The organism is Streptomyces sp. NPDC050658 (assembly GCF_044457025.1).
Taxonomy (GTDB): Bacteria; Actinomycetota; Actinomycetes; order Streptomycetales; family Streptomycetaceae; genus Streptomyces.
The window spans coordinates 535,710-557,646 of sequence record NZ_JBITGM010000006.1 but is presented as its reverse complement, the minus strand read 5'-3'; the positions used below and the strand labels follow the sequence as shown (position 1 = coordinate 557,646).

At 72.8% G+C, this 21,937-nt stretch carries 19 protein-coding genes and 1 pseudogene; 9 read left to right on the top strand and 11 right to left on the bottom strand.

The features are described from left to right. The first annotated feature begins 138 nt into the window (after positions 1-138). Positions 139-624: an ATP-binding protein gene (locus ACIBKX_RS23830; RefSeq protein WP_363273716.1), complete on the top strand. Its 486-nt coding sequence runs from the start codon at positions 139-141 to the stop codon at positions 622-624. A 112-nt stretch (positions 625-736) separates the two neighbouring features. Here ACIBKX_RS23830 and ACIBKX_RS23825 read toward each other — a convergent pair whose 3' ends face one another. From ACIBKX_RS23825 to rpmG, 5 genes are all read right to left on the bottom strand, one after another. Further along, the gene (locus ACIBKX_RS23825) at positions 737-976 is read right to left on the bottom strand and encodes a DUF397 domain-containing protein (RefSeq protein WP_360774291.1); all 240 of its coding nucleotides are present in this window, start codon (positions 974-976) and stop codon (positions 737-739) included. 319 nt (positions 977-1,295) lie between these two features. Beyond that, positions 1,296-1,532, bottom strand: coding sequence for a 30S ribosomal protein S18 (rpsR, locus tag ACIBKX_RS23820; protein WP_363273717.1), 237 nt, complete (start codon positions 1,530-1,532; stop codon positions 1,296-1,298). Between the two features lie 3 nt (positions 1,533-1,535). Next, positions 1,536-2,693 (bottom strand): GTP-binding protein, encoded by a 1,158-nt coding sequence (locus ACIBKX_RS23815; protein ID WP_363273718.1) that lies wholly within the window; start codon positions 2,691-2,693, stop codon positions 1,536-1,538. Further along, positions 2,690-2,935 (bottom strand): type B 50S ribosomal protein L31, encoded by a 246-nt coding sequence (locus ACIBKX_RS23810; protein WP_363273719.1) that lies wholly within the window; start codon positions 2,933-2,935, stop codon positions 2,690-2,692. Before ACIBKX_RS23810 ends, ACIBKX_RS23815 begins: the two co-directional genes overlap by 4 nt. A gap of 1 nt (position 2,936) precedes the next feature. Then, complete coding sequence (rpmG, locus tag ACIBKX_RS23805; protein ID WP_003999141.1) at positions 2,937-3,101, bottom strand: 50S ribosomal protein L33; 165 nt, start codon at positions 3,099-3,101, stop codon at positions 2,937-2,939. An 83-nt stretch (positions 3,102-3,184) separates the two neighbouring features. Between rpmG and rpmB the strand changes: the two genes are divergently transcribed. Genes rpmB through ACIBKX_RS23790 form a run of 3 tightly spaced genes read left to right on the top strand, consistent with a single transcriptional unit; the run spans position 3,185 to position 4,265 of the window. Then, positions 3,185-3,421: a 50S ribosomal protein L28 gene (rpmB, locus tag ACIBKX_RS23800; RefSeq protein ID WP_363273720.1), complete on the top strand. Its 237-nt coding sequence runs from the start codon at positions 3,185-3,187 to the stop codon at positions 3,419-3,421. Continuing rightward, on the top strand, positions 3,421-3,726 hold the full coding sequence (gene rpsN / locus ACIBKX_RS23795; RefSeq protein WP_363273721.1) for a 30S ribosomal protein S14: 306 nt from the start codon (positions 3,421-3,423) through the stop codon (positions 3,724-3,726). The genes rpmB and rpsN overlap by 1 nt, the downstream gene beginning before the upstream one ends. A gap of 38 nt (positions 3,727-3,764) precedes the next feature. After that, the gene (locus ACIBKX_RS23790) at positions 3,765-4,265 is read left to right on the top strand and encodes a hypothetical protein (RefSeq protein WP_363273722.1); all 501 of its coding nucleotides are present in this window, start codon (positions 3,765-3,767) and stop codon (positions 4,263-4,265) included. 23 nt (positions 4,266-4,288) lie between these two features. On the opposite strand, the gene ACIBKX_RS23785 is transcribed toward ACIBKX_RS23790, so the two are convergent. After that, the gene (locus ACIBKX_RS23785; RefSeq protein ID WP_363273723.1) at positions 4,289-6,661 is read right to left on the bottom strand and encodes an FUSC family protein; all 2,373 of its coding nucleotides are present in this window, start codon (positions 6,659-6,661) and stop codon (positions 4,289-4,291) included. A gap of 264 nt (positions 6,662-6,925) precedes the next feature. Continuing rightward, the gene (locus ACIBKX_RS23780; protein WP_363273724.1) at positions 6,926-8,050 is read right to left on the bottom strand and encodes a DUF2786 domain-containing protein; all 1,125 of its coding nucleotides are present in this window, start codon (positions 8,048-8,050) and stop codon (positions 6,926-6,928) included. Positions 8,051-8,133: 83 nt separating this feature from the next. On the opposite strand from ACIBKX_RS23780, the pseudogene ACIBKX_RS23775 reads away from it, so the two are divergent. Both ACIBKX_RS23775 and ACIBKX_RS23770 read left to right on the top strand, forming a co-directional pair. Continuing rightward, positions 8,134-8,853: pseudogene (locus ACIBKX_RS23775) on the top strand (ABC transporter ATP-binding protein); the annotation flags it as partial. A 473-nt stretch (positions 8,854-9,326) separates the two neighbouring features. Next, positions 9,327-11,504, top strand: a complete 2,178-nt coding sequence (locus ACIBKX_RS23770; RefSeq protein ID WP_363273725.1) for an ABC transporter permease — start codon at positions 9,327-9,329, stop codon at positions 11,502-11,504. A 330-nt stretch (positions 11,505-11,834) separates the two neighbouring features. Here the strand turns inward: ACIBKX_RS23770 and ACIBKX_RS23765 are convergent, their stop codons facing one another. Next, positions 11,835-12,674 carry a nitrilase-related carbon-nitrogen hydrolase gene (locus ACIBKX_RS23765; RefSeq protein WP_363273726.1) on the bottom strand — a complete coding sequence of 280 codons (840 nt, stop codon included), beginning with the start codon at positions 12,672-12,674 and terminating at the stop codon, positions 11,835-11,837. Positions 12,675-12,785: 111 nt separating this feature from the next. Between ACIBKX_RS23765 and ACIBKX_RS23760 the strand changes: the two genes are divergently transcribed. After that, on the top strand, positions 12,786-14,504 hold the full coding sequence (locus tag ACIBKX_RS23760) for a bifunctional 3'-5' exonuclease/DNA polymerase (protein ID WP_363273727.1): 1,719 nt from the start codon (positions 12,786-12,788) through the stop codon (positions 14,502-14,504). 134 nt (positions 14,505-14,638) lie between these two features. Here ACIBKX_RS23760 and ACIBKX_RS23755 read toward each other — a convergent pair whose 3' ends face one another. The 3 genes from ACIBKX_RS23755 to ACIBKX_RS23745 all read right to left on the bottom strand — a co-directional run bounded on the left by ACIBKX_RS23755 (position 14,639) and on the right by ACIBKX_RS23745 (position 20,147). Beyond that, a complete protein-coding gene (locus tag ACIBKX_RS23755; RefSeq protein WP_363273847.1) occupies positions 14,639-17,938 on the bottom strand; it encodes a BTAD domain-containing putative transcriptional regulator in 3,300 nt (1,099 codons plus the stop codon). A 410-nt stretch (positions 17,939-18,348) separates the two neighbouring features. After that, positions 18,349-18,744 carry a hypothetical protein gene (locus tag ACIBKX_RS23750; RefSeq protein WP_363273728.1) on the bottom strand — a complete coding sequence of 132 codons (396 nt, stop codon included), beginning with the start codon at positions 18,742-18,744 and terminating at the stop codon, positions 18,349-18,351. After that, complete coding sequence (locus ACIBKX_RS23745) at positions 18,741-20,147, bottom strand: PLP-dependent aminotransferase family protein (RefSeq protein WP_363273729.1); 1,407 nt, start codon at positions 20,145-20,147, stop codon at positions 18,741-18,743. The genes ACIBKX_RS23750 and ACIBKX_RS23745 overlap by 4 nt, the downstream gene beginning before the upstream one ends. Positions 20,148-20,377: 230 nt before the next feature. On the opposite strand from ACIBKX_RS23745, the gene ACIBKX_RS23740 reads away from it, so the two are divergent. After that, entirely contained in the window at positions 20,378-21,232 is an 855-nt protein-coding gene (locus tag ACIBKX_RS23740; RefSeq protein ID WP_363273731.1) for an alpha/beta fold hydrolase, read from the top strand. Between the two features lie 166 nt (positions 21,233-21,398). Continuing rightward, entirely contained in the window at positions 21,399-21,860 is a 462-nt protein-coding gene (locus ACIBKX_RS23735) for a hypothetical protein (RefSeq protein WP_363273733.1), read from the top strand. Positions 21,861-21,937: the final 77 nt, after the last annotated feature.

The following is a 21,937-nucleotide window of genomic DNA, read 5'->3' as shown; positions in this document are numbered from 1 at the left end:
CCATGGTCCGCGCGCCACCTCTGTACCACCGTCGTACCGGGCTGTACCGCTCCTTTGCGGTATGGCTCCCGCAGTGCCGACCGCACCATCGCACCACCGCTCCATCGCTATGTACCGCGAAACCGGGGAGTGCCTCGCATGGGGACGAATGGATCGACCATGCTCGAGCCGTTACGGCAGGGGCTTCCCCCACTCGACCCCTCCGCGGTCTCCGGCGCGGCCTCCTGCTCCCTGCCCGCCCGCTATGAAGCGGTGGGCAGCGCACGGCAGTTCACGCGCAAGACGCTGAGCCAGTGGGAACTGGAAGAACGATTCGACGACATCGCCCTCGTCGTCTCCGAGCTGGTCACCAACGCCCTCAGACACGCGCTGCCGTCCGACACTCCGCGCGACCAGAACCCGCCGGTACGGCTGCACTTGATGCGCTGGACCAGCAGACTGGTGTGCGCCGTGCGCGACCCCAGTGACGACAGCCCGGTGGCCCGGGAGACGGACGACGACTTCTCCGCCGAGTCGGGCCGCGGCCTGTTCCTGGTGGACTCCTTCAGCGACAGCTGGGGCTGGCACCCGCTGGCCGGCACGCTGCGCGGCAAGGTCGTCTGGGCACTGTTCCACCTGGCGTAGGGCACCGCTCCACCTGGCGTAGAGCACCGCTCCACCTGGCGTAGGGCACCGCCCGGTCCGCGTACGGCGCGGCACCGGGCGCTCGGCGCCGTCACCCTTCACCGGCCCGGGGCTAACCGCCTATCAGGTGGTCGAACTCCCCGTCCTTCATGCCGAGCAGCATCGCCTCGATCTCCGCCCGTGTGTATACGAGCGCCGGGCCGTCGGGGAAGCGCGAGTTGCGTACGGCGACGTCTCCGCCGGGCAGTTTCGCGAACTCCACACAGGATCCCTGCGAGTTGCTGTGCCTGCTCTTCTGCCAGACCACTCCGTGGAGCTCCGTGGCCGCCATGCCGTTAAACACGTGGTGCACAGGTCGCTCCCCGGTGGTGCAGTGCCTGATGTGGCTCTAGATGCAGTGGTCAACTGTCCCGGATCATAGCTGTGTTCACATGCCGATGCATGGGCAGATGCACGTGCACGCGGGGTGTTCCCTTGGTTACAGCTCTGTCAGCACCTGCCCAGGCTCCCGCATCACATGCGGACGCCGTCAGGCACTCGATGTACTCCGTGTGTACTAAGAAGAGACGCACGCGGCGCCGTTCGTGTTCCACCGTCCAGAAAGTGAAGCAGGACGTTCCCCGCGAAGTGCGCGGGGAACGTCCTGCGGACGACGTGGCTCCGTGGTGCGTTCAGCGGGTGGTGCCGTACGGCAGAAGGGCCATCTCCCGGGCGTTCTTGACCGCGCGGGCGAGCTGCCGCTGCTGCTGGGCGGAGACCCGCGTCACCCGACGGGAGCGGATCTTGCCCCGGTCCGAGATGAACTTGCGCAGCAGCTCCGTGTCCTTGTAGTCGATGTACGTGATCCCGGCCTGGTCCAGCGGGTTGGGCTTCGGCTTCTGCACGCGCAGGGGCTTACGAGGGGACATGGGTCAGACCTCCAGGAGGGTGTCGAAGGCGGGCGGCAGGTGTTTCCAGGCCTCGCGCCCGGCGGCGTACTCCTCGTCGGTCAACAGGCAGGACTCCAGGACCTGTTCGAGACCGTCGCGGTCGAGGCCGGGCGAGGTGAAGACCAGGTGCTGGCAGCAGTCGCCGTGCTCCGGATGCCAGTCGAGCGCGGCGGCGGCCCGCCGCACCGGCGGCACCATCTCCCACGCCGCGTCCGGCAGCGAGGCCAGCCACGGCCCCGCGCTCTCCACGCACAGCGCACCGCCGGCCGCGTCCCAGCCGAGCAGCGTGTCCGGGTGGTCGGCCAGCCAGAACCGGCCGCGGCTGCGCGCCGCCGCGCAGGTCAGGTCCTCCAGGGCCTGGTAGAGCCGCTCCGGGTGGAAGGGCCGGTCCCGGTGCCATACGAGCGTCGCGACCCCGGCCTCGTCGGCGTCGGTCGGCAGCAGCGCGCAGGACGGATGCTGCGCCGCGGCGGCGGCCTCGACGTCGAAGCCGGCCAGCGCGGCACCCGCCAGGTCCCCATGACCGCCGATCGGGACCTGACGGGCGGTCGGGTGGAGCTGCGCGAGCAGCGCGCGGTCCTCGTCGTCGGCCTCCGGGGAGTCGGCGAGGGCGAGCACGGGCGCGTACTCGAGCTGGCGGGCCCAGGTGTCGGCGACGGTCCGCTGGTCCGATGTGGCCGCGGCGAGTCCGGCCTCCATGAGGTCGTCGCCGTTGCCGAGGCAGGAAAGGAGCAGCGCAGGGTCCACGGCGGTGATCACGCCGCTGAGCCGCAGCCTGCCGTCGCCGCCGTGCGCCGCGATCACCTCGGCCATCGCCTTGGGCTCAACGGAGTCCCACAGCTCGACGACCGCGAGCCGCGTGAGGCCCGAGTCCGCGAGCCGTTCCAGCTCGGGCACCAGGTCCTCGCGCAGGGCGCAGCACGCGCAGTCGTTGACCAGCGGCGCCTCGCCGGTGGAGAGCACTCCGGTGGCGTCGCGCACGGTACGGACGACCGTGCCGTGCACCGCCGTCGCCAGGTCGTGGTGGAGCGCCACGCTGCCCGGAACGGTGGCGAGGAGCCGCTCGACGGCCTGTCTGCGGGCGTCGGCGTGCAGGCCGCCGACGATCGCGACGTCCAACCCGTTGCCGGTGGGGCTCATCGGGCGCCGTACCTGCGCTCGAAGCGTTCCACGCGGCCCGCGGTGTCCAGGACCTTGGCCGTGCCCGTGTAGAAGGGGTGGCTCGCGGAGGAGACCTCGACGTCGACGACGGGGTACGTACGCCCGTCCTCCCACTCGACCGTCTTCTCGCTGGTCGCGGTGGACCGGGTCAGGAAGGCGAAGCCGGCGGACTTGTCGCGGAAGACGACCGGGCCGTACGGCGGGTGGATGTCCTTGCGCATGTCAGCGCTCCTCTCGGAAGTCGACGTGGCGCCCGACGACGGGGTCGTACTTGCGCAGGGTCATGCGGTCGGGGTCGTTCCGGCGGTTCTTCCGGGTCACGTACGTGTACCCGGTGCCGGCCGTGGACCGGAGCTTGATGACGGGGCGGAGTTCGTTGCGAGCCATGCCGCTAGTGTATGAAAATGAATCCCGTTTTCAAAACGGTTCTCCAGGGGAACCCCTTCCCCGCGACCGAGAGGTGCGTCACCATGTCCGCCCACTGCCAGCTGACCGGCGCGAAGCCCGGCTTCGGCAACCAGATCTCCCATTCGCACCGGCGCACGTCGCGCCGGTTCGACGTGAACGTCCAGAGCAAGCGCTACTGGCTGCCGAGCGAGGGCCGGTACGTCCGGCTCCGGCTCAGCGCCAAGGGCATCAAGACCGTCGACGCCATCGGCGTCGAGGCCGCCGTCGCCCGGATCCGTGCCCGCGGGGTGAGGGTCTGATGGCGAAGAAGAGCAAGATCGCGAAGAACGAGAAGCGGCGCGAGACCGTCGCCCGGTACGCCGCGCGGCGCGCCGAACTCAAGGAGATCGTCCGGCGGCCCGGCACCGGTGATGCCGAACGGCGCGCCGCCCAGGCCGAGTTGGCACGTCAGCCGCGGGACGCGAGTGCGACGCGGGTACGCAATCGGGACGGTGTCGACGGGCGACCGCGCGGATACGTGCGGAAGTTCGGGCTCTCCAGGGTGAAGTTGCGTGATCAAGCGCACGCCGGATTCCTCCCCGGAGTGCGCAAGTCGTCCTGGTAGCTTGGCGCGCGATCCATCGACGTAGCTAGGGGGAATCAGTGCGCACGCACGTCCGGAACGTACGTATCGGTGCCGCGGCGGCCGGTCTTGTCGCCGCTCTCGTCCTGACCGGTTGCAGCAGTGACGGCGACGACGGCGGGAGCAAGGGCAAGGGGTCCGCGGGGTCCTCTTCGGGGGCCGAGGGGTCCGGCGGGGCCGAGACGCCGGAGGAGGGCTCCGGCGACACGGGCGCGAAGGACGGCAGCATCGAGGGCAGTTGGGTCACCACCGCCGACGGCAGCCCGCTCGCGCTGGTGATCGCCGAGAAGAAGGCGACGCTGCTCGGCGAGGACGTGCTGTGCAGCGGCACCGCGAGCGAGTCGGCCATCGAGCTCAAGTGCGTCAAGGGCGACTCCGGGCGCACGTCCGGCACGGTCGATTCGGTGAACGACTCGTCGATGACGGTGTCCTGGACGGGCTCGGGCAAGGACGAGTTCACCAAGACCGAGGGCGGGAAGCTGCCCGATGGCTTGCCTACGGCGGGCCTGCCGAAGTCCTGAGGCTTCTTCGCTTCGTACGGCCGTCAGCGGGCGGCGGGATCTTCCGGGTCCTGCCGCCCGCTGTTGGTTTCCGGGTACCGGCTGTTGGTTTCCGGGTGCCGGCTGTTGGTTTCCGGGTGCCGGCTGTTGGTTTCCGGGTGCCGGGTGTCGGATTCCGGGTACCGGCTGTTGGTTTCCGGGTGCCGGGTGTCGGATTCCGGGTGCCCGCTCTTGGTCTCTGTGTGCCCGCTCTTCGTTTCCGGGTGCCCGCTCTTTGTTTCCGTGCCGTCCACCAGCATCGGCGGCGGGCTCGTGTCGACCGCGTCGGAGAGTTCCTCCAGGGCCGTGAGGAGCAGGCCCGCGCCCTTGCGCACCACCCGGTCGGGTACGCCTTCGCCGTCCCACTCGGCGAGCGCGGTGCTGACCGCCTCCCACTTCGGCACGCGGCGTTCGCGCACCGCCTTGGCGCCCGCCTCCGTCGACTTGCGCAGCGCCTCTGCCAGCCGGGCGGCCGCCGGGACCGGCGTCGCGCCGCGTTCGGGCAGATGGGCCTCCATCAGCATGGCCACGCGGCCGAGTTGGGCGAGGGCGTCCTCGGCGTCGGCCGCCGCGGCGCGGGACAGGCCCCGGTGGCGTACCGGCTCGTTCTCGGCCCGTGCCGTGGCCTCCTGCCAGGCGATGCGGGCGTCCCTTGCGGCGAGCAGCGCCTCGCGGACGTCGGGGCAGGCCTTGCCCGCCGGGTCGGCGTAGTGGCCGACCACCGCGGCGGCGTAACGGCCGTCCGCGGTCAGCCAGTCGGCGAGGCGGGTGCGCAGCCGTGGCGTCTCCCAGGCCGGGTAGACGGCGTACGCGATCATCGCGAGGGCGCCGCCGAGGAGGGTCAGGACGACGCGTTCCGGCACCGTCTGCGTCCACTGCTCGCCGCCCATGCCGAGCAGGAACACCACGTACGCGGCGATGCAGGCCTGGGCGGCGACCTGGCCCGTGCGCATCAGCAGGTACATCATCCCGGCGCAGAGGACGGCGAGCGTCGCGGAGAGTCCGGTGCCGGGGTCCGCGAGCTGGACCAGGCCCGTGGCGAGGGCGACGCCGATGAGCGTGCCGCCGAAGCGGGCCACCGCGCGCGAGTACGTCTGTGAGAAGTCCGGCCGCATCACCATCACAGAGGCCATGGGGGCCCAGTAGCCGTGCCCGAAGGGGAGCCAGGTGCCGAGGAGATAGCCGGCCGCGGCGACAGTGGTGACGCGGATCGCGTGGCGGGCGACGGGGGATTCGTGGCGCAGTTCGCTCCGCATGGCGCGGAGGGCCGCGGGGACGAGGGCAGGGAGGGTGGGGCGCAGGAGGGGGGTTGCGGTGGGGGTGGGGGTGGGACCTGCTGCGGGTGCGGGACCTTCGGCTTGTGCCGAGCCTGCTGGGGGTTCGGCTCTGTCCGGGGGTTTTCCCGCCGTTTCCAGTACGTCGCTCAGCAGGTCCGCCAGGCGTTTCGCCGCCCGGTAGGCCGGACCCGTGAGGATCGCTCCGGTGTCCGGGGTCTTGAGGGTGGACAGGGCCGCGGGCGGCATCCGGACCGGTTCGCCGTGCCGGATGGCCCGTGCGGCGGCGTCCAGGATCGAGCCCGCCGCCGCGAGGATCTCGCGGACCCTGTCCCGTTCGGGGCCCTCTTCCGGTACGCCGACGGCCGGGTCGGCCAGCGAGGCGAGCACCGGGCGGATGCGTTCCGCGATGCCCCGGGCGCCGTGCAGTTCGGCGGGGCGGGTGCGGGCCTGGCGCGGGGTGATGGTCGCCGCGGCGCGGGCCGCCATCAGGGGCTCCGGGTCGAAGTCGGCCAGCGGGTCCTGGCGCAGGCGGCGGGCGTAGTCGGCCTCGGCCGCGAGGGCGTCGGCGAGGGCGTCCCGCTGGGCGCCCCATCTGCGTACCGGGAACAGGACGACCAGCGCGGCCTGGACCGCGCCGCCCACCACCATCATCGCCGCGTGGCCCGCGGCGGCGGGCAGCGAGGTGGGGAGCGTGACCGTCACGAGCATGATCGCGACGTTCGACGAGGCGATGATGCCGATGGTGGGGCCCGCCGCCCAGCTGAGGCCCGAGAGCAGGGTCCAGAAGCAGAGCAGGGCGAGGAAGAGGAGGGTGTGGGAGCCGGTGAGGTAGCCGAGGAACGTGGAGACGGCGAGGCTGGTGCCGGAGGCGAGGGCGAGTTCCGGGCGGGGGCGCCAGCTGCGCTGGAACGTGGCGATGGCCGCCTGAAAGGCCCCGAAGGCGGAGCTGGCGGCGACTGCCGGGCCGAAGAGGGTGAGGCTGACCCCGATGATGATGGCGAGGCCTGCGGCGCCACGGATGGCGATGAGCGGTTCGAGCCGCTTCCGCTCGACGCTGAGCCCCGAGCGAGAGGTCTCCTTCAGCGCTCGGAACCAGGTCACTCTGTGATGATACGGGGGATATGGGATGGGTTGCGGTGCTTGTTCGGCCTGGGGGTGGTGGTCGTGCGATGCGGTTCGTCTCTGGGGCGGGCCGCGCCGGTATGTCCGTACTCGCCATCTCCTGCAAGCGTCCCGTCCCTGCTGTGGGCAGGCGTTCCGCAGGGCTAGTGGGTCTCCCCTGCTCGAACGAAGCCGAGAGCTTGGGGAAGGGTGGGCACAGCTCTCATGCCGGGCAGCGATTCAGTCGGGGTGGGGGCAAAGCTGCTAGGAGAGGTTCGCCTCGTCCGCCGCCGCCGTGCCGTCCGTCCAGCCCGCCAGGTCCGTCGCGCCCCGGACGCGTGTCGTCGTCGTTGCCGGGAACATCCGCTCGGCCGTCGCCGTGACGGCCACGTCGCGGGCCGCCAGGACCGGAAGCAGCTCCGGCTCCGGCGCCTCGTCGGTGACATGCTCCGCGGTCGCGGCCAGCCGAGCGCCGAGACGGTTCGCGTACGCCATCAGGAACGACTGCCGGAACGTCTTCGTGCGCTTGCGGCCCCCCGCCCGCTGGCCCGCCTCCGCCCTCGCCATCGCCGCCGTCCCCTGGACCAGGAGCGACGTGTGGAGGAGTTCGACCACCTCCAGGTCCGGCTCGAAGCCGACCACCGTGGAGAAGCCGTACGCCTCGTTCCACACCGCGCGGCAACGGTTCGCCGTGGCCACCGCGTCCAGGAGAATCGCCTTCGCCGTCTCGTACGGCGTGTCCACACCGATCCGGCACGCGGCGGGAACGTCCTTCGCGTGCGTACGGGACGCGAGCAGCGCCTCGTCGATGGTGTGGCGGGCCATCAGCTCCTGCGCCTTGGCCGTCAGCGCCTCCGCCTCTTCGGGGAAGTCCGTCCCCTCCGCCTTCGCCAGCAGGGCCCTGATGCGGGTGAGCATGCGGGGCTCATCGTGGCCGGGGGGCGTGGGTGTGCGGAGGGGGGTGCCCGGCGGCGGGCCCACCGGTTCGATCGACGGGAGGCGCAGGAGGAGGCGGTAGAGGGCGAGGGTCTGCGTCGTACGGGAGAAGCGGTCGGCCGCGCGCGGGCGCTCGCCGTGCGGGTCGAGTCCCTCCAGCTGCGCCCTCCAGCGGGGCGGCAGATCATCGCCGTACCGAACGGCCTCCGTGATGATCAGCTCCGCGGCCACCGCCCGTGGTACGTCGGACCTGCCGACCATCCGCATCACGTCCGCCGGCTGCCAGCCCCGCTGCCACGCCCCGCGCAGCAGCTCCTCGCCCCTGCGACGCAGCTCCGCGTCCGCCTCTGGCGCCGCCGCGAGGAGTGACGCGCCGGTGTCGAGGCCGTCGTCGCCGTCCGCGTACAGCGCCGCCGCGAACGCCTTGTCGATCACCTCGGTCACCTGATCCATACGGCAAGGGTATGGCTGGCCCTACCCCCGGGACGCCCCCCAGTGGTCGTGCCGGGGCGGCCCCCGGACGGTTGGCTTGAGCCATGACCACTTCAACTGCCGTACGTCTCACGGCGGTCCGCCGGCGCTACCGCGACGTGACCGCGCTCGACGGCGTCGACCTCCGCTTCGAGGCCGGCACCTTCACCGCGATCATGGGCCCCTCCGGGTCCGGCAAGTCGACGCTGCTGCAGTGTGCCGCCGGGCTCGACCGGCCGACGTCCGGGTCGGTCGAGGTGGGCGGGGTCGAGCTGACCGGGCTGAGCGAGCGGCGGCTGACCCTGTTGCGGCGCGACCGCATCGGGTTCGTCTTCCAGGCCTTCAACCTGCTTCCCTCGCTCACCGCCGCCCAGAACGTCGCCCTCCCCCTGCGACTCGCCGGGCGCCGGCCCTCGCGTACGGAGATTCGCGACGCGCTGGAACGGGTGGGGCTCGGCGACCGCGCCCGGCACCGGCCCGGCGAGCTGTCCGGCGGCCAGCAGCAGCGGGTCGCGCTCGCCCGTGCGCTCGTCACACGGCCCGCCGTGCTGTTCGGCGACGAGCCGACCGGGGCGCTCGACACGGGCAGCAGTCGTGAAGTGCTGCGACTGCTGCGGGAGTTGACCGATCGCGCCGGGCAGACCGTCGTGATGGTCACCCATGATCCCGTCGCCGCCGCTGCCGCCGACCGCGTGGTCTTTCTCGTCGACGGACGCGTCGCGGACGAGGTGGTCCGCCCGGACGCCGGGGAGGTCGCCCGGCGGATGGCGGGGCTTGAGGCCGCGGGAGGCGTCGGCGTTCGGCCCTCGGGCGGGGACGGCTCTCTGACTGTGGGCGGGGACAGCTCCCTGGCGGTGGGCAGGGACGGCTCCCTGACTGTGGGCAGGGACAGCGTTCGGCCCGCGGGCAGGGACGGCTCTCCGACTGCGGGCGGGGACGGCTCTCTGACTGTGGGCAGGGACAGCTCCCTGGCGGTGGGCAGGGACAGCTTTCGGCCCGCGGGCAGGGACGGCTCTCCGACTGCGGGCAGGGACGGCTTTCGGCCCGCGGGCAGGGACGGCTCTCCGACTGCGGGCAGGGACAGCTCTCCGACTGCGGGCAGGGACAGCTCTCTGACGGTGGGCAGGGACGACTTTCGGCCCGCAGGCAGGGACGACTCTCCGACTGCGGGCAGGGACAGCTTTCGGCCCGCGGGCAGGGACGGCTCTCCGACTGCGGGCAGGGACAGCTTTCGGCCCGCGGGGGTGATCCGGCGGTGATGGCTCTCGCTCTTCTGCGGGCCCGGTGGAGCAGTCTGCTCGGGGCCTTCGTCGCCGTGACCCTGGGAGTCGCGCTCGTCGCCGCGATGGGGCTCGGGCTCGCCGCCAGCCTGAACGCCCCCGAGCGTGAACCCGTGCGGTTCGCGGGGTCGCCCGTCGTCGTGATGGGACAGGACCGGCTGAGCGTGCCGGTCCGGCGGGGACCCGACGTCGATGTCGTGTCGAAGCCGCTCGCTCATCCACACCCTGTGGATATCGAACTGCTGCGCGAGCTTGGGAGGCTCGGGCCTGTGCGGGTGGATACCGGCGGGCGGAACGCCGTGGGTGTGGACGGACCTGGTCCGGATGCCGTGGGTGTCGATGCGCCCGTTTCCGCCGTACGTGATCTCGTCGGCGATCGGGCCCGTGTGCTGACCGGGGGCGAGCGGCGGCTCGCCGATCCGGGCCCGGCGCGGGACGCGGAGGCGCTGGTCGCCGTGCATTCCTTCCTGGGGACGGCGGGCGGTGTGTCCGCGTTCGTCGCCGTCTTCGTCACCGCCTCCACCTTCGCCTTCGTCGTCGCCCTGCGGCGGCGGGAGTTCGGGCTGCTGCGGATGGCGGGGGCGACGCCCGGGCAGGTCCGCAGGACGCTGCTCGCCGAGGCGCTCGCGGTGGGGGTCGTCGCCTCCGGAGCGGGGGGTGTGCTGGGTGCCTGGGGCGCGCCCCTGCTGGCTCGGGCGCTGGTGGACGCGGGGATCGCCCCGGAGTGGTTCGGGGTGGGCCGTGCCGTCTGGCCGTATCCGCTCGCCTTCGGAGTCGGGGTTTCGGTGGCCTTCGCCGGGGCCTGGTCCGCCTCCCGGCGGGCGGGGCGCGTCGGGCCCGTCGAGGCCTTGCGGGACGCGGGCGTCGACAGCGGGGTGATGCCGTGGAGCAGGCGGATCGCGGGCGGTGCGCTGCTGGCCGGTGGCCTCGGGCTGCTCGGGTGGACCCTGTGGACCGATCCGGCCGCGCTGCTGAAGCGCAAGACGTACACCACTCAGCCGATGATCCTCATCACCGCGTGCGCCGCGCTCACCCCTCTTCTCGTACGTCCGCTCCTGCGCGCCGTCCGTCTGCCGGGCGCCGTCGGACTCCTCGTCCGGGAGAACTCCGCCGCCGCCGTGCGCCGGACCTCCGCCGTCGCCGCGCCGGTCCTGGTCACGGTGGCGCTCGCGGGGTCGCTGCTCGGCTCGGCGGAGAGTGCGGGTGCCGCGAGGGCTACGGAGGTCCGGGAGCAGACGCGGGCCGAACTGGTCGTCACGGGGCGGGACTTGGGCCCTGCGGGTGAGATCGCGGGGCGCGTCGCGGGGGTGGACGGGGTGGCCTTCGCCGCCGCCTCTGCCGCCACGGCTGTGTTCGTACGCGAGGAAGGCACCGCGCTCGTCCGCTCGGAGGCGCGGGCCGTGCGTGATCCGGCGGCCTTCGCCTCGGTGTCCCGGCTGCCGGTGGTGGCGGGGGACGTCCGCGATCTCGACGACCGGTCGATCGTCGTCAACGAGGAGTGGGAGCGGCGGCAGGTGGGCGACTGGGTCGACGTCTGGCTCGGGGACGGGCGGGAGGCGCGGCTGCGGGTCGTGGCGGTGCTTGCGCGGGGGTCGGGGGGCAACGGGGCGTATGTGACGGCCGCGAACGCGGTGGCGGCGGTGGACCGGGTTGATGTGCGGTTGCGGGAGGGGGCGGATGCGGGGGACGTCGCCGCGGGGCTGCGGGGGCTCGGGGGCTCCGATGTCTCGGACATCCGGGTGCGGTCGGCGGAGGAGTGGCTCGCCGCCACGTACCCCGCGACGAAACCGCAGACCCGGCTGGGCCTCCTGATGCTGCTGGCCATCGCCCTCGTCTACACGGCGGTCTCGCTGGCGGGAACGCTGCTGATGGCCACGGCGGTACGGGGCCCGGAACTGCGGTCGCTACGGCTGGCCGGGGCCACGGGCTTCCAGGTGCGGCTGGTGGTGGCCGGGGAGGCGTTGGTGGGGGTGGGGTTGGGGGCGGTGTTGGGCGCGGCTGTCACCGCCGTCAACCTGGGCGGCCTGGCTGCGGGGCTGGGGCTCCTGTCGGTACCGGCGGGGGTGGTGGTGCCTTGGGGTGAGGTGGGCGTGGCCTTGGGTGGCTGTGTGGTGGTGGGGAGTTTGGCGGGGGTGGTGGGGGTACGGAGGGTTTAGGGGGTGGGTCGGTGGTCGTGCGGTGCGGTGCGGTTCGTGTTGGGGGCGGGGCCGCGTCGGTATGTCCGTACTCGCCATCTCCTGCTGACTCTTCTCCTGCTTCGGCTCGGGAGATGTTCGTACCGTGCTCCGTGCGGACATACCGACACGTCCCCTCGCGTCTCGATGCGCGCTGACCGCGGGTGGGGGCCGACGCCCGTCCCCTCGCGGCTCGATGTGCGCTGCGGGTAGCGCCCCGTCAGGGGCGCGGGGAACTGCGCGACCAGCCACAACGCACCCGCACACAAAAGCGCACCCACGGAGAGCCCGCAGAAGGCGCCCCCGCCAGAACTAGCTGTCCCCGCCCTCGTCGATCAACCTCCGTACCTCCCGGTCGATCAACCCCAGCCGCGCCTCCGCCACCAGCGGTACCGCCCGTCGGTGGCGGCGGGACTCGTGGACGTCGATGTCCACCGTCACCAGCGCCGGCTCCCACTTGGGTGCCTGTGCCACCACCGAGCCCCGTGGGTCCACCACCCGCGAACCGCCCCAGAAGGACGCCCCGTTCTCATTGCCGACGCGGTTCACGAAGACCACCCAGCACTGCAGCATCCGGGCCGTGTAGGAGAGCAGCGTGTCCCAGTACACGCCCGTGTCCATCGCCTCGGGATCCAGGCTGGCCGCGCTGTTCGTGGGGACGATGATCACCTCCGCCCCGTCCTGCACCGCGAGCCACGGCAGCACCGGCTGCCACGCGTCATTGCAGACCAGGGTCGCGGCGCGGCCGTAACCGCCGGGCAGGTCGTACGCGCGCAAGTGCTGGCCGGGGCTCACGTGCTTGCGCTCCTCCCAGGCCAGGTAGTTGGGGAGGTACAACTTGCGGTGGGCGTGGAGGAGTTGGCCGTCGGCGTAGTACGCCGATGTGTTGTACGCGCGCAGACTCGTCCGCTCGTGGATGCCGACCATGACGTCGGGGCCCGCCGCCGACAGCTCCAGGAGCCGTGCGTCCGTGGCGTCCAGGGACGTGTCCCGGTGCAGACCGCCCAGGTGGTAGCCGTGCAGGCTCAGCTCCGGGAAGACGACGAGGTCCGCCCCCTGCGCCGCCGCCTGCCCGATCTGCTCCCGCGCCACCGCGAGATTGTCGTCCACCTCGCCGAGGGCGCAGTCGGTCTGCGCAAGGGCCACTCTCATGCCCCGAGCCTCGCAGCGCCGGACGCACCCCGCATGTCGGGGACGCCCGCCCGAGGCCGCGGGGAAGCGGCGTCCCGGTGATTGTCAGTGGCGGCTGTCAGACTCGATCGCATGACCGACCGGTGGGCCATCGCGGCGACCGAGGCGGGCGGCGCCGAGCTCGCCCCTCTCGGCCCCGACGCACGCCCCGCGGGCCCCGTGCTGCGCGAGCCCGACCTCGCCGCGGCCGTCCGCGACCGGCCGCATGTGACCCGGTGGGTCTGGCGTTCCACCCCGGAGATCTATCCGCGGCTCCTCGCCGCCGGCGCCCGGATCCCCAGGTGTTACGACATCGAGGTCGCCGAGCAGCTCCTCCTCGCCCACGAGGGCCGCCTCGGCGAGCCCCGCTCGGCCGCCGCCGCCTGGGCCCGGCTGCACAACGCCCCGGTGCCGCCCGACCCGCCCGCCAGAGCGGCCGCCCCCGGCGCCCAGGACTCACTCTTCGAGCCCTCCCCCGTCACCCCGCTCCCCTTCGACGCGCTGCTGGAGGTCTATGCCGAGCAGGAGCGAAGACATGCGGCCGCCGAGCACCCCGGCCGGATGCGACTGCTCACCGCGGCCGAGTCGGCGGGGATGCTGGTGGCCGCCGAGATGAACGTCGCGGGGCTCCCCTGGCGCGCCGACGTCCACCACGCCCTGCTCACCGACCTCCTCGGCGAGCGCTACGCGAGCGGCGGGCGGAACGCGGCGGGCGGTGAGCCAAGGCGCCTCGCCGAGCTGGCCGACGAGGTCTCCGCCGCCTTCGGCCGCCGCGTCCGCCCCGATCTGCCCGCCGACGTCATCAAGGCCTTCGCGCAGGCCGGCATCAAGGTCAGGTCCACCCGGCGCTGGGAGCTGGAGGAGATCGCCCACCCCGCCGTGAAGCCCCTGGTCGAGTACAAGAAGCTGTACCGGATCTGGACCGCGCACGGCTGGAGCTGGCTCCAGGACTGGGTGCGCGACGGCCGCTTCCGCCCCGAGTACACGCCGGGCGGCGCCACCAGCGGCCGCTGGACGACGAACGGCGGCGGCGCCCTGCAGATCCCCAAGGTCATCCGCCGCGCGGTCGTCGCCGACCCCGGCTGGCGGCTCGTCGTCGCCGACGCCGACCAGATGGAGCCGCGCGTCCTCGCCGCGATCTCGCGCGACCGGGGCCTGATGGAGGTCGCGGGCAGCGACGAGGACCTCTACACCCGGCTGTCCGACCGTGCCTTCGCGGGCGACCGCGACCACGCCAAGCTCGCGCTCCTCGGCGCCGTCTACGGCCAGACGTCGGGGGACGGCCTGAAGAACCTGGCGGCGCTGCGCCGAAGATTCCCGGCCGCGGTCGCGTACGTCGACGACGCGGCGAAGGCGGGCGAGGACGGCAGGCTCGTACGGACCTGGCTGGGCAGGACAAGCCCGCCCGCGGCCGGCGCCGGCGACTTCGACGAGGCAGGCCTCCCGCAGGGCGGCGACGAGACCGAACAGGCCGCCCAGGAGAGCGAGTTCACGCCCGGTTACGCCTCGACGAACGCCCGCGCCCGCGGCCGATTCACCCGCAATTTCGTCGTCCAGGGCAGCGCGGCCGACTGGGCCCTGCTGATGCTGGCCGCGCTCCGCCAGACCATCGCCGACTCCGGGCTCCGCTCCGAGCTGGTCTTCTTCCAGCACGACGAGGTCATCGTGCACTGCCCCGAGCAGGAGGCACCGGCCGTCGTGACGGCGATCCGGGAGGCCGGGGAGCTGGCGGGACGCATCGCGTTCGGCGAGACACCGGTGCGCTTTCCGTTCACCACGGCCGTGGTGGAGTGCTACGCCGACGCGAAGTAGCCGCTGGGCTGCCGCGGTCTCGGGGCACGGGCCTCGTCGGCCTCAAGGTGCAGGACCCGTCGACCTCAAGGCGCGGGACCCGTCGACCTCAAGGCGCAGGACCCGTCGACCTCAAGGCGCAGGACCCGTCGACCTCAAGGCATCCGGCTCGGCATGTCCGCGTCCGCCAGCAGCTCGCGCAGCTCCTCCACGACCTCACTGCTGTCCGTGCCTTCGAGCGAAGCCAGCGCCGCCTTCCATTGCGCGTACGCCTCTTCGGCGCGCCCGTCGGCGTACAGAAGAAGTCCGCGCTGATGGCGGGCCAGGCCCGCGCGATGGGCGTCGGCCCGCTGTTCCGCGTGCTTCAGGAGCTCGTCGCACTCGCGCGTCGCGTCCTGGGTGCGGGACATCTCGCGCAGGGCGCGCACCATGCCGAGCCGCACGCGGGACTCGTTGTGCCAGTCCTCGCCCTCGTCGTGGATGCGCAGGCTCTCCTCGAAGTGCTTGAGCGCGACAGCCGGTTCACCGAGGGCCAGATGGGAGAAGCCGATGTCGCAGTGCGCCTCCTGGCGGACCCCGACGTGCCCCACGGACTCGGCGATGGCGAGCGCCCGCTCGTGGCAGTCGATCGCGGCGCGCGCGTCGGTGTGCTCGTAGATGTTGCCGAGATTGCTGAGCGCGAACGCCTCGCTCAACGGATCGTCCAGGCCCCTGGCGAGGTCCAGGCTCTGCCGCAGGGCGTCGGCCGCCTCCTCGTGCCGCCCCAGGGCTTCGAGCAGCAGACCGCGGTTGATGACACCACGGTGGACGCACGACACATGGTCCAGCTCCTGCCACAGGGCCAGCGCCTCGTCGATCCGCTCCAGCGCCGCGCCACTGCGCCCCGACACGTAGTTGAGCCCCGCGAGGTCGGTCAGCGCCTGCGCCTCGGCCTCGCGGTCGCCGCTGCGCCGTGCGGCGGTCACCGCGAGGCGGGTCAGCAGATCCGCCTCGGCCAGGCGGCCACGGCGCTTGAGGTACGAGAAGATGCAGCGGACCAGGACGGGGAGCAGCGCGGACGAACGGCCGTAGCGGTCGGCGACGGCGATGACGTTAACCAGCTCCGTGTCCCCCCAGGCGAAGGCCTCGTCGGTGGTCATCGACGGCACGGCGTCGGCCGAACTCCCCATGGCATCCGGCGAACTTCCCACGGCATCCGGCGAACTCCCCATGGCATCCGCCGAACCGCCCGGCGCATCCGCTGAACCCCCCAGGGCAAGGGCACCCCCGCGCCGCTCCGAAAGCCGCTCCACCACCCCCCGCATCCGGTCGTCCCGGTCCAGGCCGTCCGGCATGATCGCCAGCAGGCTGCCGAGGGCCGACTCCGCGTACCAGTGCAGTGCCCTCTCCGCCACGTCCGCGTCCGTGGCCCCGCTGCCGTCCTCGCGGGCCGCCTCCCTCGCGAAATCGCGGACGAGGTCGTGCGGGGCGTATCTGCCGTACGCCGTCTCGTCGAGCAGCGCGACATCGACGAGCCGGTCGAGCGCGGCCTCCGCGCGCCGCTCCGGAACCCCCAACAGCCGGGCGAGCAGCGGCACTCCGTACGTCGGCAGGTCCACGGCGCCGATCCGGGCGAGCGCGGCGGCCGCGTCCCGGTCGGTCTCCCGGTCCGAGGTGCACAGCGCGTCCAGGGCGACGGCGAGCGAGCGGCGCACGCTCAGGTCGTCGTGTTCGAGGTGGTGCAGCCGTCCGTCGCTCGCGGTGAGCAGGTCCGCCAACGCGTCCGGCGTCAGCGCGCGCCGCGCGGCGAGCCGGGCCGCGACGATCCGCAGGGCCAGCGGGAGCCGCCCCGCAAGTTCGACCAGCGGATGCCCGGCGTCCAGCCCCGGCCGCCCGGACACGGCACGCAGCAGCGCGGCGCTGTCCCCTCCGGAGAGCGGCTCCAGAGGGAAGCGCCCCGCACCGTCGAGCGCGGCGAGCGGCGACCGGCTGGTGACGATGACCGCGCAGCCGGACCCCGCCGGAAGCAGCGGCCGCACCTGCGCGGCGGTCGCCGCGTCGTCCAGGACCATCAGCGTGCGGGTGGGCGCGAGCAGCGAACGCAGCAGCGCGGCCGCAGCGTCGGGGTGGTCGGGGCTGTGCTGCGGCTCGACACCCAGGTCCCGGAGCAGCGCGCCGAGCGCCTGGTCCGGGGTGAGGGGGGTCATGCCGGGGGTGGCGCCGTGCAGATTGACGTAGAGCTGGCCGTCCGGGAAAAGCTCGCGCAGTCCGTGCGCGACATGCAGGGCGAGGGCGCTCTTGCCCACGCCCGCCATGCCGGAGACGACGGCCACGGGCGGCGTCCGGCCGCTGTCCACGCCTCGGGCCCCGTCCGCCGTGCCCCCGGCCCCGGTCCCGGTCCCGGCACCGGCCCCGGCTAGCAGCCGCGAAAGAGCCTCGGTCACATCGGTACGTCCGGTGAAGTGCGGTGGAGACGGCGGGAGTTGGGCGGGGGCGACCGGCGCGGGAGCGGAAGCCGGGGCCGGGGCCGGGGCCGAGATCGAGGTCGAGGTCGAGGTCGAGGTCGAGGTCATAGCGGCCGCGTTCCCCTCGGCTCCCGGCGTCGCGCCCGACTCCGAACCCGACGACTCCGACGACGACTGTGACTCCGACAGCGACTGCGACAGCGACTGCGACAGCGACTGCGGCTGCGGCTGCGGCTGCGGCTGCGGCTGCGGCTCAGGTGCTCCCACGGGCTCCTGGAGAACCACCCGGTGCGCCTCCCGCACCGCGGGACCCGGCTCCACGCCCAGCTCCTCCACCAGCCTGCGCCGCAGCTCCCGGTGTACGGCCAGCGCCTCCGCCTGCCGTCCGGCGCGGTGCAGGACCAGCATCAGCTGCCGGTGGAAGGTCTCCCGCAAGGGGTACTCGGCGACCAGCTCGGCCAGCTCCGGGACGAGTCCGGCACCCTTACCGAGGGCCAGCTCGGCGTCGTAGCGCAGCTCCAGGGCGAGCAGGCGGGCCTCTTCGAGACGCGGGACCAGCGCGTGGCCCGCCGCGTCCGCCGGCAGCCCGTCCAGCGGGGTGCCGCGCCACAGGGCGAGCGCGTCGGTGGCGGCACGCGCGCAGCCGTCCCAGGCGCGCTCGGCGTGCGCGGTCCGGGCCCGCGAGACGAGCTGTTCGAAGACGCGTACGTCGAGCTCACCCTCCGCCACCCGCAGCCGGTAGCCCGGCGGTACCGCCCGCAGCCGGTCGGGGTCGTCGAGGAGCCGGCGCAGCCGTGTCACGTGGTTCTGCAGCGAGGCGTGCGCGGAAGCGGGCGGATGGTCGCCCCACAGCGCGTCCTTGAGGGCCTCGACGGAGACCACCCGGCCCGGTTCGAGCAGGAGCGCGGCGAGCAGGGCCCGCCCCTTGGCGCTCTGCACGGGCTGCGGCTCGCCGTCCACGTCGTACACGGCGGGGGCCCCGAGGAGTCCGAACCGCAACTCGCACCGCATGCCCATGCCATCTCCCGCCAACCGTTGGCCTCATGTTAGCGATCGGTTGGCGGGCCCTGATGGGATCAGTGCATCGGAACCGGCCACGGCGGTGCTCGCGCGAATCGCGCAGCTCGGGGGAGTGACGCCGCCGCGGCCGGGTCTGGTCATCCTCCGCGCACGACAGTGAATTCCCTTGCTCAGCAGGCGAGTTGGGGAACGCGCGGCATCGCGACGCCTGGCACGGGGTGGAATCGAGGGCCGGAGCTACTGAGGGGTTACCCTCGGTCCGAGCCCACGGCGATCCGGCCACACCCCGGATACCGGCACGATTTGCTCACGCGCCCCACACCAATCACTCACCGACGCCGTTCACTGACCGAGGGCCGTTCACTCACCGAGGGCCGTTTCGCTCACCGACGGCCGTTCACTCACTGGGTGCCGTAGGGCACGACCACCACCTGGAACTCGTCCTCGTACACGACCCGCCCCGGATCCGACGACCGCACCTTCCGGCACTCCACGCCGTGCGCGTCCAGGATCTCCAGATAGCCCGGCACCCGCTCGATCAGATGCGTGGCGGTCGACTTGAACCAGGCCACGGCTCCCGGCGTGAACTCGTCGTCGTACACGGCCGGGTCGACCTTCGACGGAGTCGGGTACGCGGCGTCGTACCAGTCGTTGTTGACCCGCCGGAAACGCTCCTGCTCCGGGGTCAGCCTGCCCTCCCGCGCAAGCCCGTTGACCAGCACGAACACCCCGGGAAAATGGCCGCGTTCATGCCGTACGGGCGACTGGAACCGCACGAACTCCACCGTCTCGCTCATCGGGGCATCCTCGCATCGACACCGGCCCGGGAGCCGGGGTTCCGGGCAAGATCGGCCAACACGTCCAAGGCGCCCGCGAGCACCTCCGGCGGCGGCGACGCGAGCCCGATCCTGACCGCGCCGGGCGCGGCCCGCTCGCCGACCACGAAGGCGGAACCCGGCGTCACGGCGACACCCCGCTCGGCCGCGGCGGCCACGAAGGTCTCGGTCCGCCACCGCGCGGGCAGCTCCCACCAGCAGAAGTAGCTGTGCGGATCGGTGCGGATCCGGCCCACGCGGGCCTCGGCCCCGATGCGCTCCCGCACGATCCGGTGCCGCGCCGCCACGTCCGCCCGCTTGGCGGCGACCACCGAGTCCACCGTCCCGTCCCCGCACCACCGCACAGCGGCCTCCAGATTCACCCCGCCCGCCGTCCAGGCCCCGGAGCGCAGGGTCCGCGCCAGGACGTCCAGATGATCCGGCGGCGCGGCCAGCATGCCGACGGTGAGTCCGGGTGCGAGCCGTTTGGAGAGGCTGTCGACGAGGACGGTGCGGGAGGGGGCGTGGGCGGCAAGGGGAGCGGGGACGGCGCCGCCGTCTGCGGCTGCCGCCAGAAAGGCCCAGGTGGTGTCCTCGATCGCGAAGAGCCCCAACTCGCCAAGAGTAGCCGCCAGTTGAAGCCGACGCTCCACACCCGCCGTCAGGGACAACGGATTGTGCAGCGTCGGCTGCACGTAGACCGCACTGAGCGGCGACGCACCGCGGTGGGCGGCGGCGAGCGCGTCCGGCCGCATCCCCTCCTCGTCCACGGCAACCGGCACCAGACTCACCCCGAGCCGCTCGGCGATGGCCTTGACCAGCGGATACGTCAACTCCTCCACACCGAGCCGGCCTCCGGGGCGTACGAGGGAAGAGATCGCGGCGGCGATGGCCTGCCGCCCGTTGCCCGCGAAGAGGATGTGCGCGGGGTCGGGGCGCCAGCCGGGGCGGGCGAGCAGCTCGGCGGCGGCCGCACGTGCCTGGGGAGTGCCGTCGGCGGCCGCCGGGCGGGTGGCCTCCAGGAGGACGTCGGGGCGGAGCAGCGGGGCGATGCCGCGTGCCATCAGCTCGGACTGCCCTTCGGTCACGGGGTAGTTGAGCTCCAGATTCACCGGCGGCACGTCCGCTCCCCGCGGCCGCTCGGCGAGCGAGGCGGACCCTCCGGGGTGCGGGGGCGCGGCCCTGACGAAGGTCCCACGCCCCACTTCGCCCACCGCGAGCCCGCGGCGCACCAGCTCGCCGTACACGCGGATGGCGGTGGAGTTGGCGATGCGCCGCTGCCGGGCGAAGGCGCGCTGGGTGGGCAGCTGATCGCCGGGAAGAAGCGCGCCGCGCTCGATCTCCCCGGCGATCTCATCGGCGACGACGCGGTAGTCACGAGACACGGAACCAGCCTTTCTCCACTCACGACCCGAGGCCGCCGACGGCGGGGACCCCCACGAGAGAGTCCGACTCCTCCAACTGGCAGTAACGGGCGGTGCGCGGGCAGGAGGCCCCGAACACAGGCCCACCCCAACCCAGAGCACCGCATCCCGCCCGCGCACCCCGCGCACATTGCACCGAGAGCAAAGACCCTATTGCACCGCGGAGTTCCCCGCACCTAGCCTCGTTCACCATGGCAACCGCACAGCTCAACGGCCTCACCATCGGCTACGACGACGAAGGCCCCCGCGCCGCGGGCCCCCGCGCCGCGGGCCCCCGCGCCGCGGGCTCCCGCACGGCAGGCTCCCGCGCCCCAGGGGCGCCCCTGCTCCTGATCCACGGCCACCCCTTCGACCGCACCATGTGGACCCCGCAGCGCACCGCCTTCTCCCCGGCCCACCGCGTCATCGCCCCCGACCTCCGCGGCTACGGCGAGTCGGAGGTGGTCCCCGGCACCACTCCCTTCGCCACCTTCGCCGCGGACGTCCTCGCCCTCCTCGACCACCTCGGCGTGGACCGCTGCGCGCTCGGCGGCCTCTCCATGGGCGGCCAGATCGCCATGGAGTGCTACCGCCTCTTCCCCGAGCGGATCAGCGGCCTGCTCCTGGCGGACACGTTCCCGGCCGCCGAGACGCCCGAGGGCAAGGTCTGGCGCAACACTCTGGCCGACCGCCTGCTCGCCGAGGGCATGAAGCCGTACGCGGACGAGGTCCTGGACAAGATGGCGGCGCCGTACAACCGCGAGGCCTCGGCCCATGTGCACAGCATGATGCTGGCGGCCCCGCCGGAGGGCGCGGCGGCAGCCCTGCGCGGACGGGCCGAACGCCCCGACTACCGGACCCTGTTGACCCAGGTCACGGTCCCTGCCCTGATCGTCGTCGGCCGTGACGACACCTATACGCCGGTGGCCGACGCCGAGGCCATGCACGAGGCGATCCCCGGCGCGGACCTGTGCGTGGTGGAATCGGCGGCCCACCTGCCGAACCTGGAACGCCCGGAGGCGTTCAACGCGGCGGTCGGCAAGTGGCTCTCCCGGATCACCGCCTGACCCGCGACGCCCTCACCCCCGTACGGAGTCCCCGTACGGAGTCCCCGTACGGAGTCCCCGTACGGAGTCCCCGTACAGAGTCCCCGTATCCAAGATCTCCGTACGAAATCCCCCGTACGGACCGCCCCGCCTCGCGCCCCCCGCCCAGCCCCCGGAGGGTGGCCGCATGAAGCGCACCCCCATCGCCGCGGCCGCCGCCTGCGCCGCCCTGCTCGCCCTCACGGTCACCGGCTGCTCCGAGGAGGACGTCGACAAGGCCAAGGACTCCGTCGCATCGGCGACCGCGAAGGCCGGTGAGGCGGTCGCCGAGGCGACCGAGGCCGCGGCCTCCAAGATGGCGCAGGTCAAGGACGGGGTGAACGCCAAGGGAGACGTGAAGACGGACGGCGCCACCAAAGCCGACGGCGACCGGACCACCGCCGAGATCACCGCCACCAACAGCACGGACAAGAAGGCGGACTACACGGTCTCCGTCGACTTCCGTGACGGCGACGGCAATCTCCTCGACACGGTCGTCATGAACATCGACGGCGTGGACCCCGGAGCCTCCAAGTCCGGTACGGCACGCAGCAACCGCAGCCTTTCCGGCACCCCGAAGGCGGAGATCGGCAGAGCGCTGCGGCACTGAACCGACGTACACGACCGGCTCGAACCCACTGCCCGAAGGCTGCTCGAAGACTGCCCGAAGAGGGGAGTTTTCACCAC

What these genes read in the sequence shown, in the direction of transcription:
- ACIBKX_RS23830 (WP_363273716.1), top strand. Translation starts at nt 139, where the DNA reads ATGGGGACGAATGGATCGACCATGCTCGAGCCGTTACGGCAGGGGCTT.
- rpsR (WP_363273717.1), bottom strand. Translation starts at nt 1,532, where the DNA reads ATGTCCCCTCGTAAGCCCCTGCGCGTGCAGAAGCCGAAGCCCAACCCG.
- ACIBKX_RS23815 (WP_363273718.1), bottom strand. Translation starts at nt 2,693, where the DNA reads ATGAGCCCCACCGGCAACGGGTTGGACGTCGCGATCGTCGGCGGCCTG.
- ACIBKX_RS23810 (WP_363273719.1), bottom strand. Translation starts at nt 2,935, where the DNA reads ATGCGCAAGGACATCCACCCGCCGTACGGCCCGGTCGTCTTCCGCGAC.
- rpmG (WP_003999141.1), bottom strand. Translation starts at nt 3,101, where the DNA reads ATGGCTCGCAACGAACTCCGCCCCGTCATCAAGCTCCGGTCCACGGCC.
- rpmB (WP_363273720.1), top strand. Translation starts at nt 3,185, where the DNA reads ATGTCCGCCCACTGCCAGCTGACCGGCGCGAAGCCCGGCTTCGGCAAC.
- rpsN (WP_363273721.1), top strand. Translation starts at nt 3,421, where the DNA reads ATGGCGAAGAAGAGCAAGATCGCGAAGAACGAGAAGCGGCGCGAGACC.
- ACIBKX_RS23780 (WP_363273724.1), bottom strand. Translation starts at nt 8,050, where the DNA reads ATGGATCAGGTGACCGAGGTGATCGACAAGGCGTTCGCGGCGGCGCTG.
- ACIBKX_RS23770 (WP_363273725.1), top strand. Translation starts at nt 9,327, where the DNA reads ATGGCTCTCGCTCTTCTGCGGGCCCGGTGGAGCAGTCTGCTCGGGGCC.
- ACIBKX_RS23765 (WP_363273726.1), bottom strand. Translation starts at nt 12,674, where the DNA reads ATGAGAGTGGCCCTTGCGCAGACCGACTGCGCCCTCGGCGAGGTGGAC.
- ACIBKX_RS23760 (WP_363273727.1), top strand. Translation starts at nt 12,786, where the DNA reads ATGACCGACCGGTGGGCCATCGCGGCGACCGAGGCGGGCGGCGCCGAG.
- ACIBKX_RS23755 (WP_363273847.1), bottom strand. Translation starts at nt 17,938, where the DNA reads ATGCGGTGCGAGTTGCGGTTCGGACTCCTCGGGGCCCCCGCCGTGTAC.
- ACIBKX_RS23750 (WP_363273728.1), bottom strand. Translation starts at nt 18,744, where the DNA reads ATGAGCGAGACGGTGGAGTTCGTGCGGTTCCAGTCGCCCGTACGGCAT.
- ACIBKX_RS23740 (WP_363273731.1), top strand. Translation starts at nt 20,378, where the DNA reads ATGGCAACCGCACAGCTCAACGGCCTCACCATCGGCTACGACGACGAA.
- ACIBKX_RS23735 (WP_363273733.1), top strand. Translation starts at nt 21,399, where the DNA reads ATGAAGCGCACCCCCATCGCCGCGGCCGCCGCCTGCGCCGCCCTGCTC.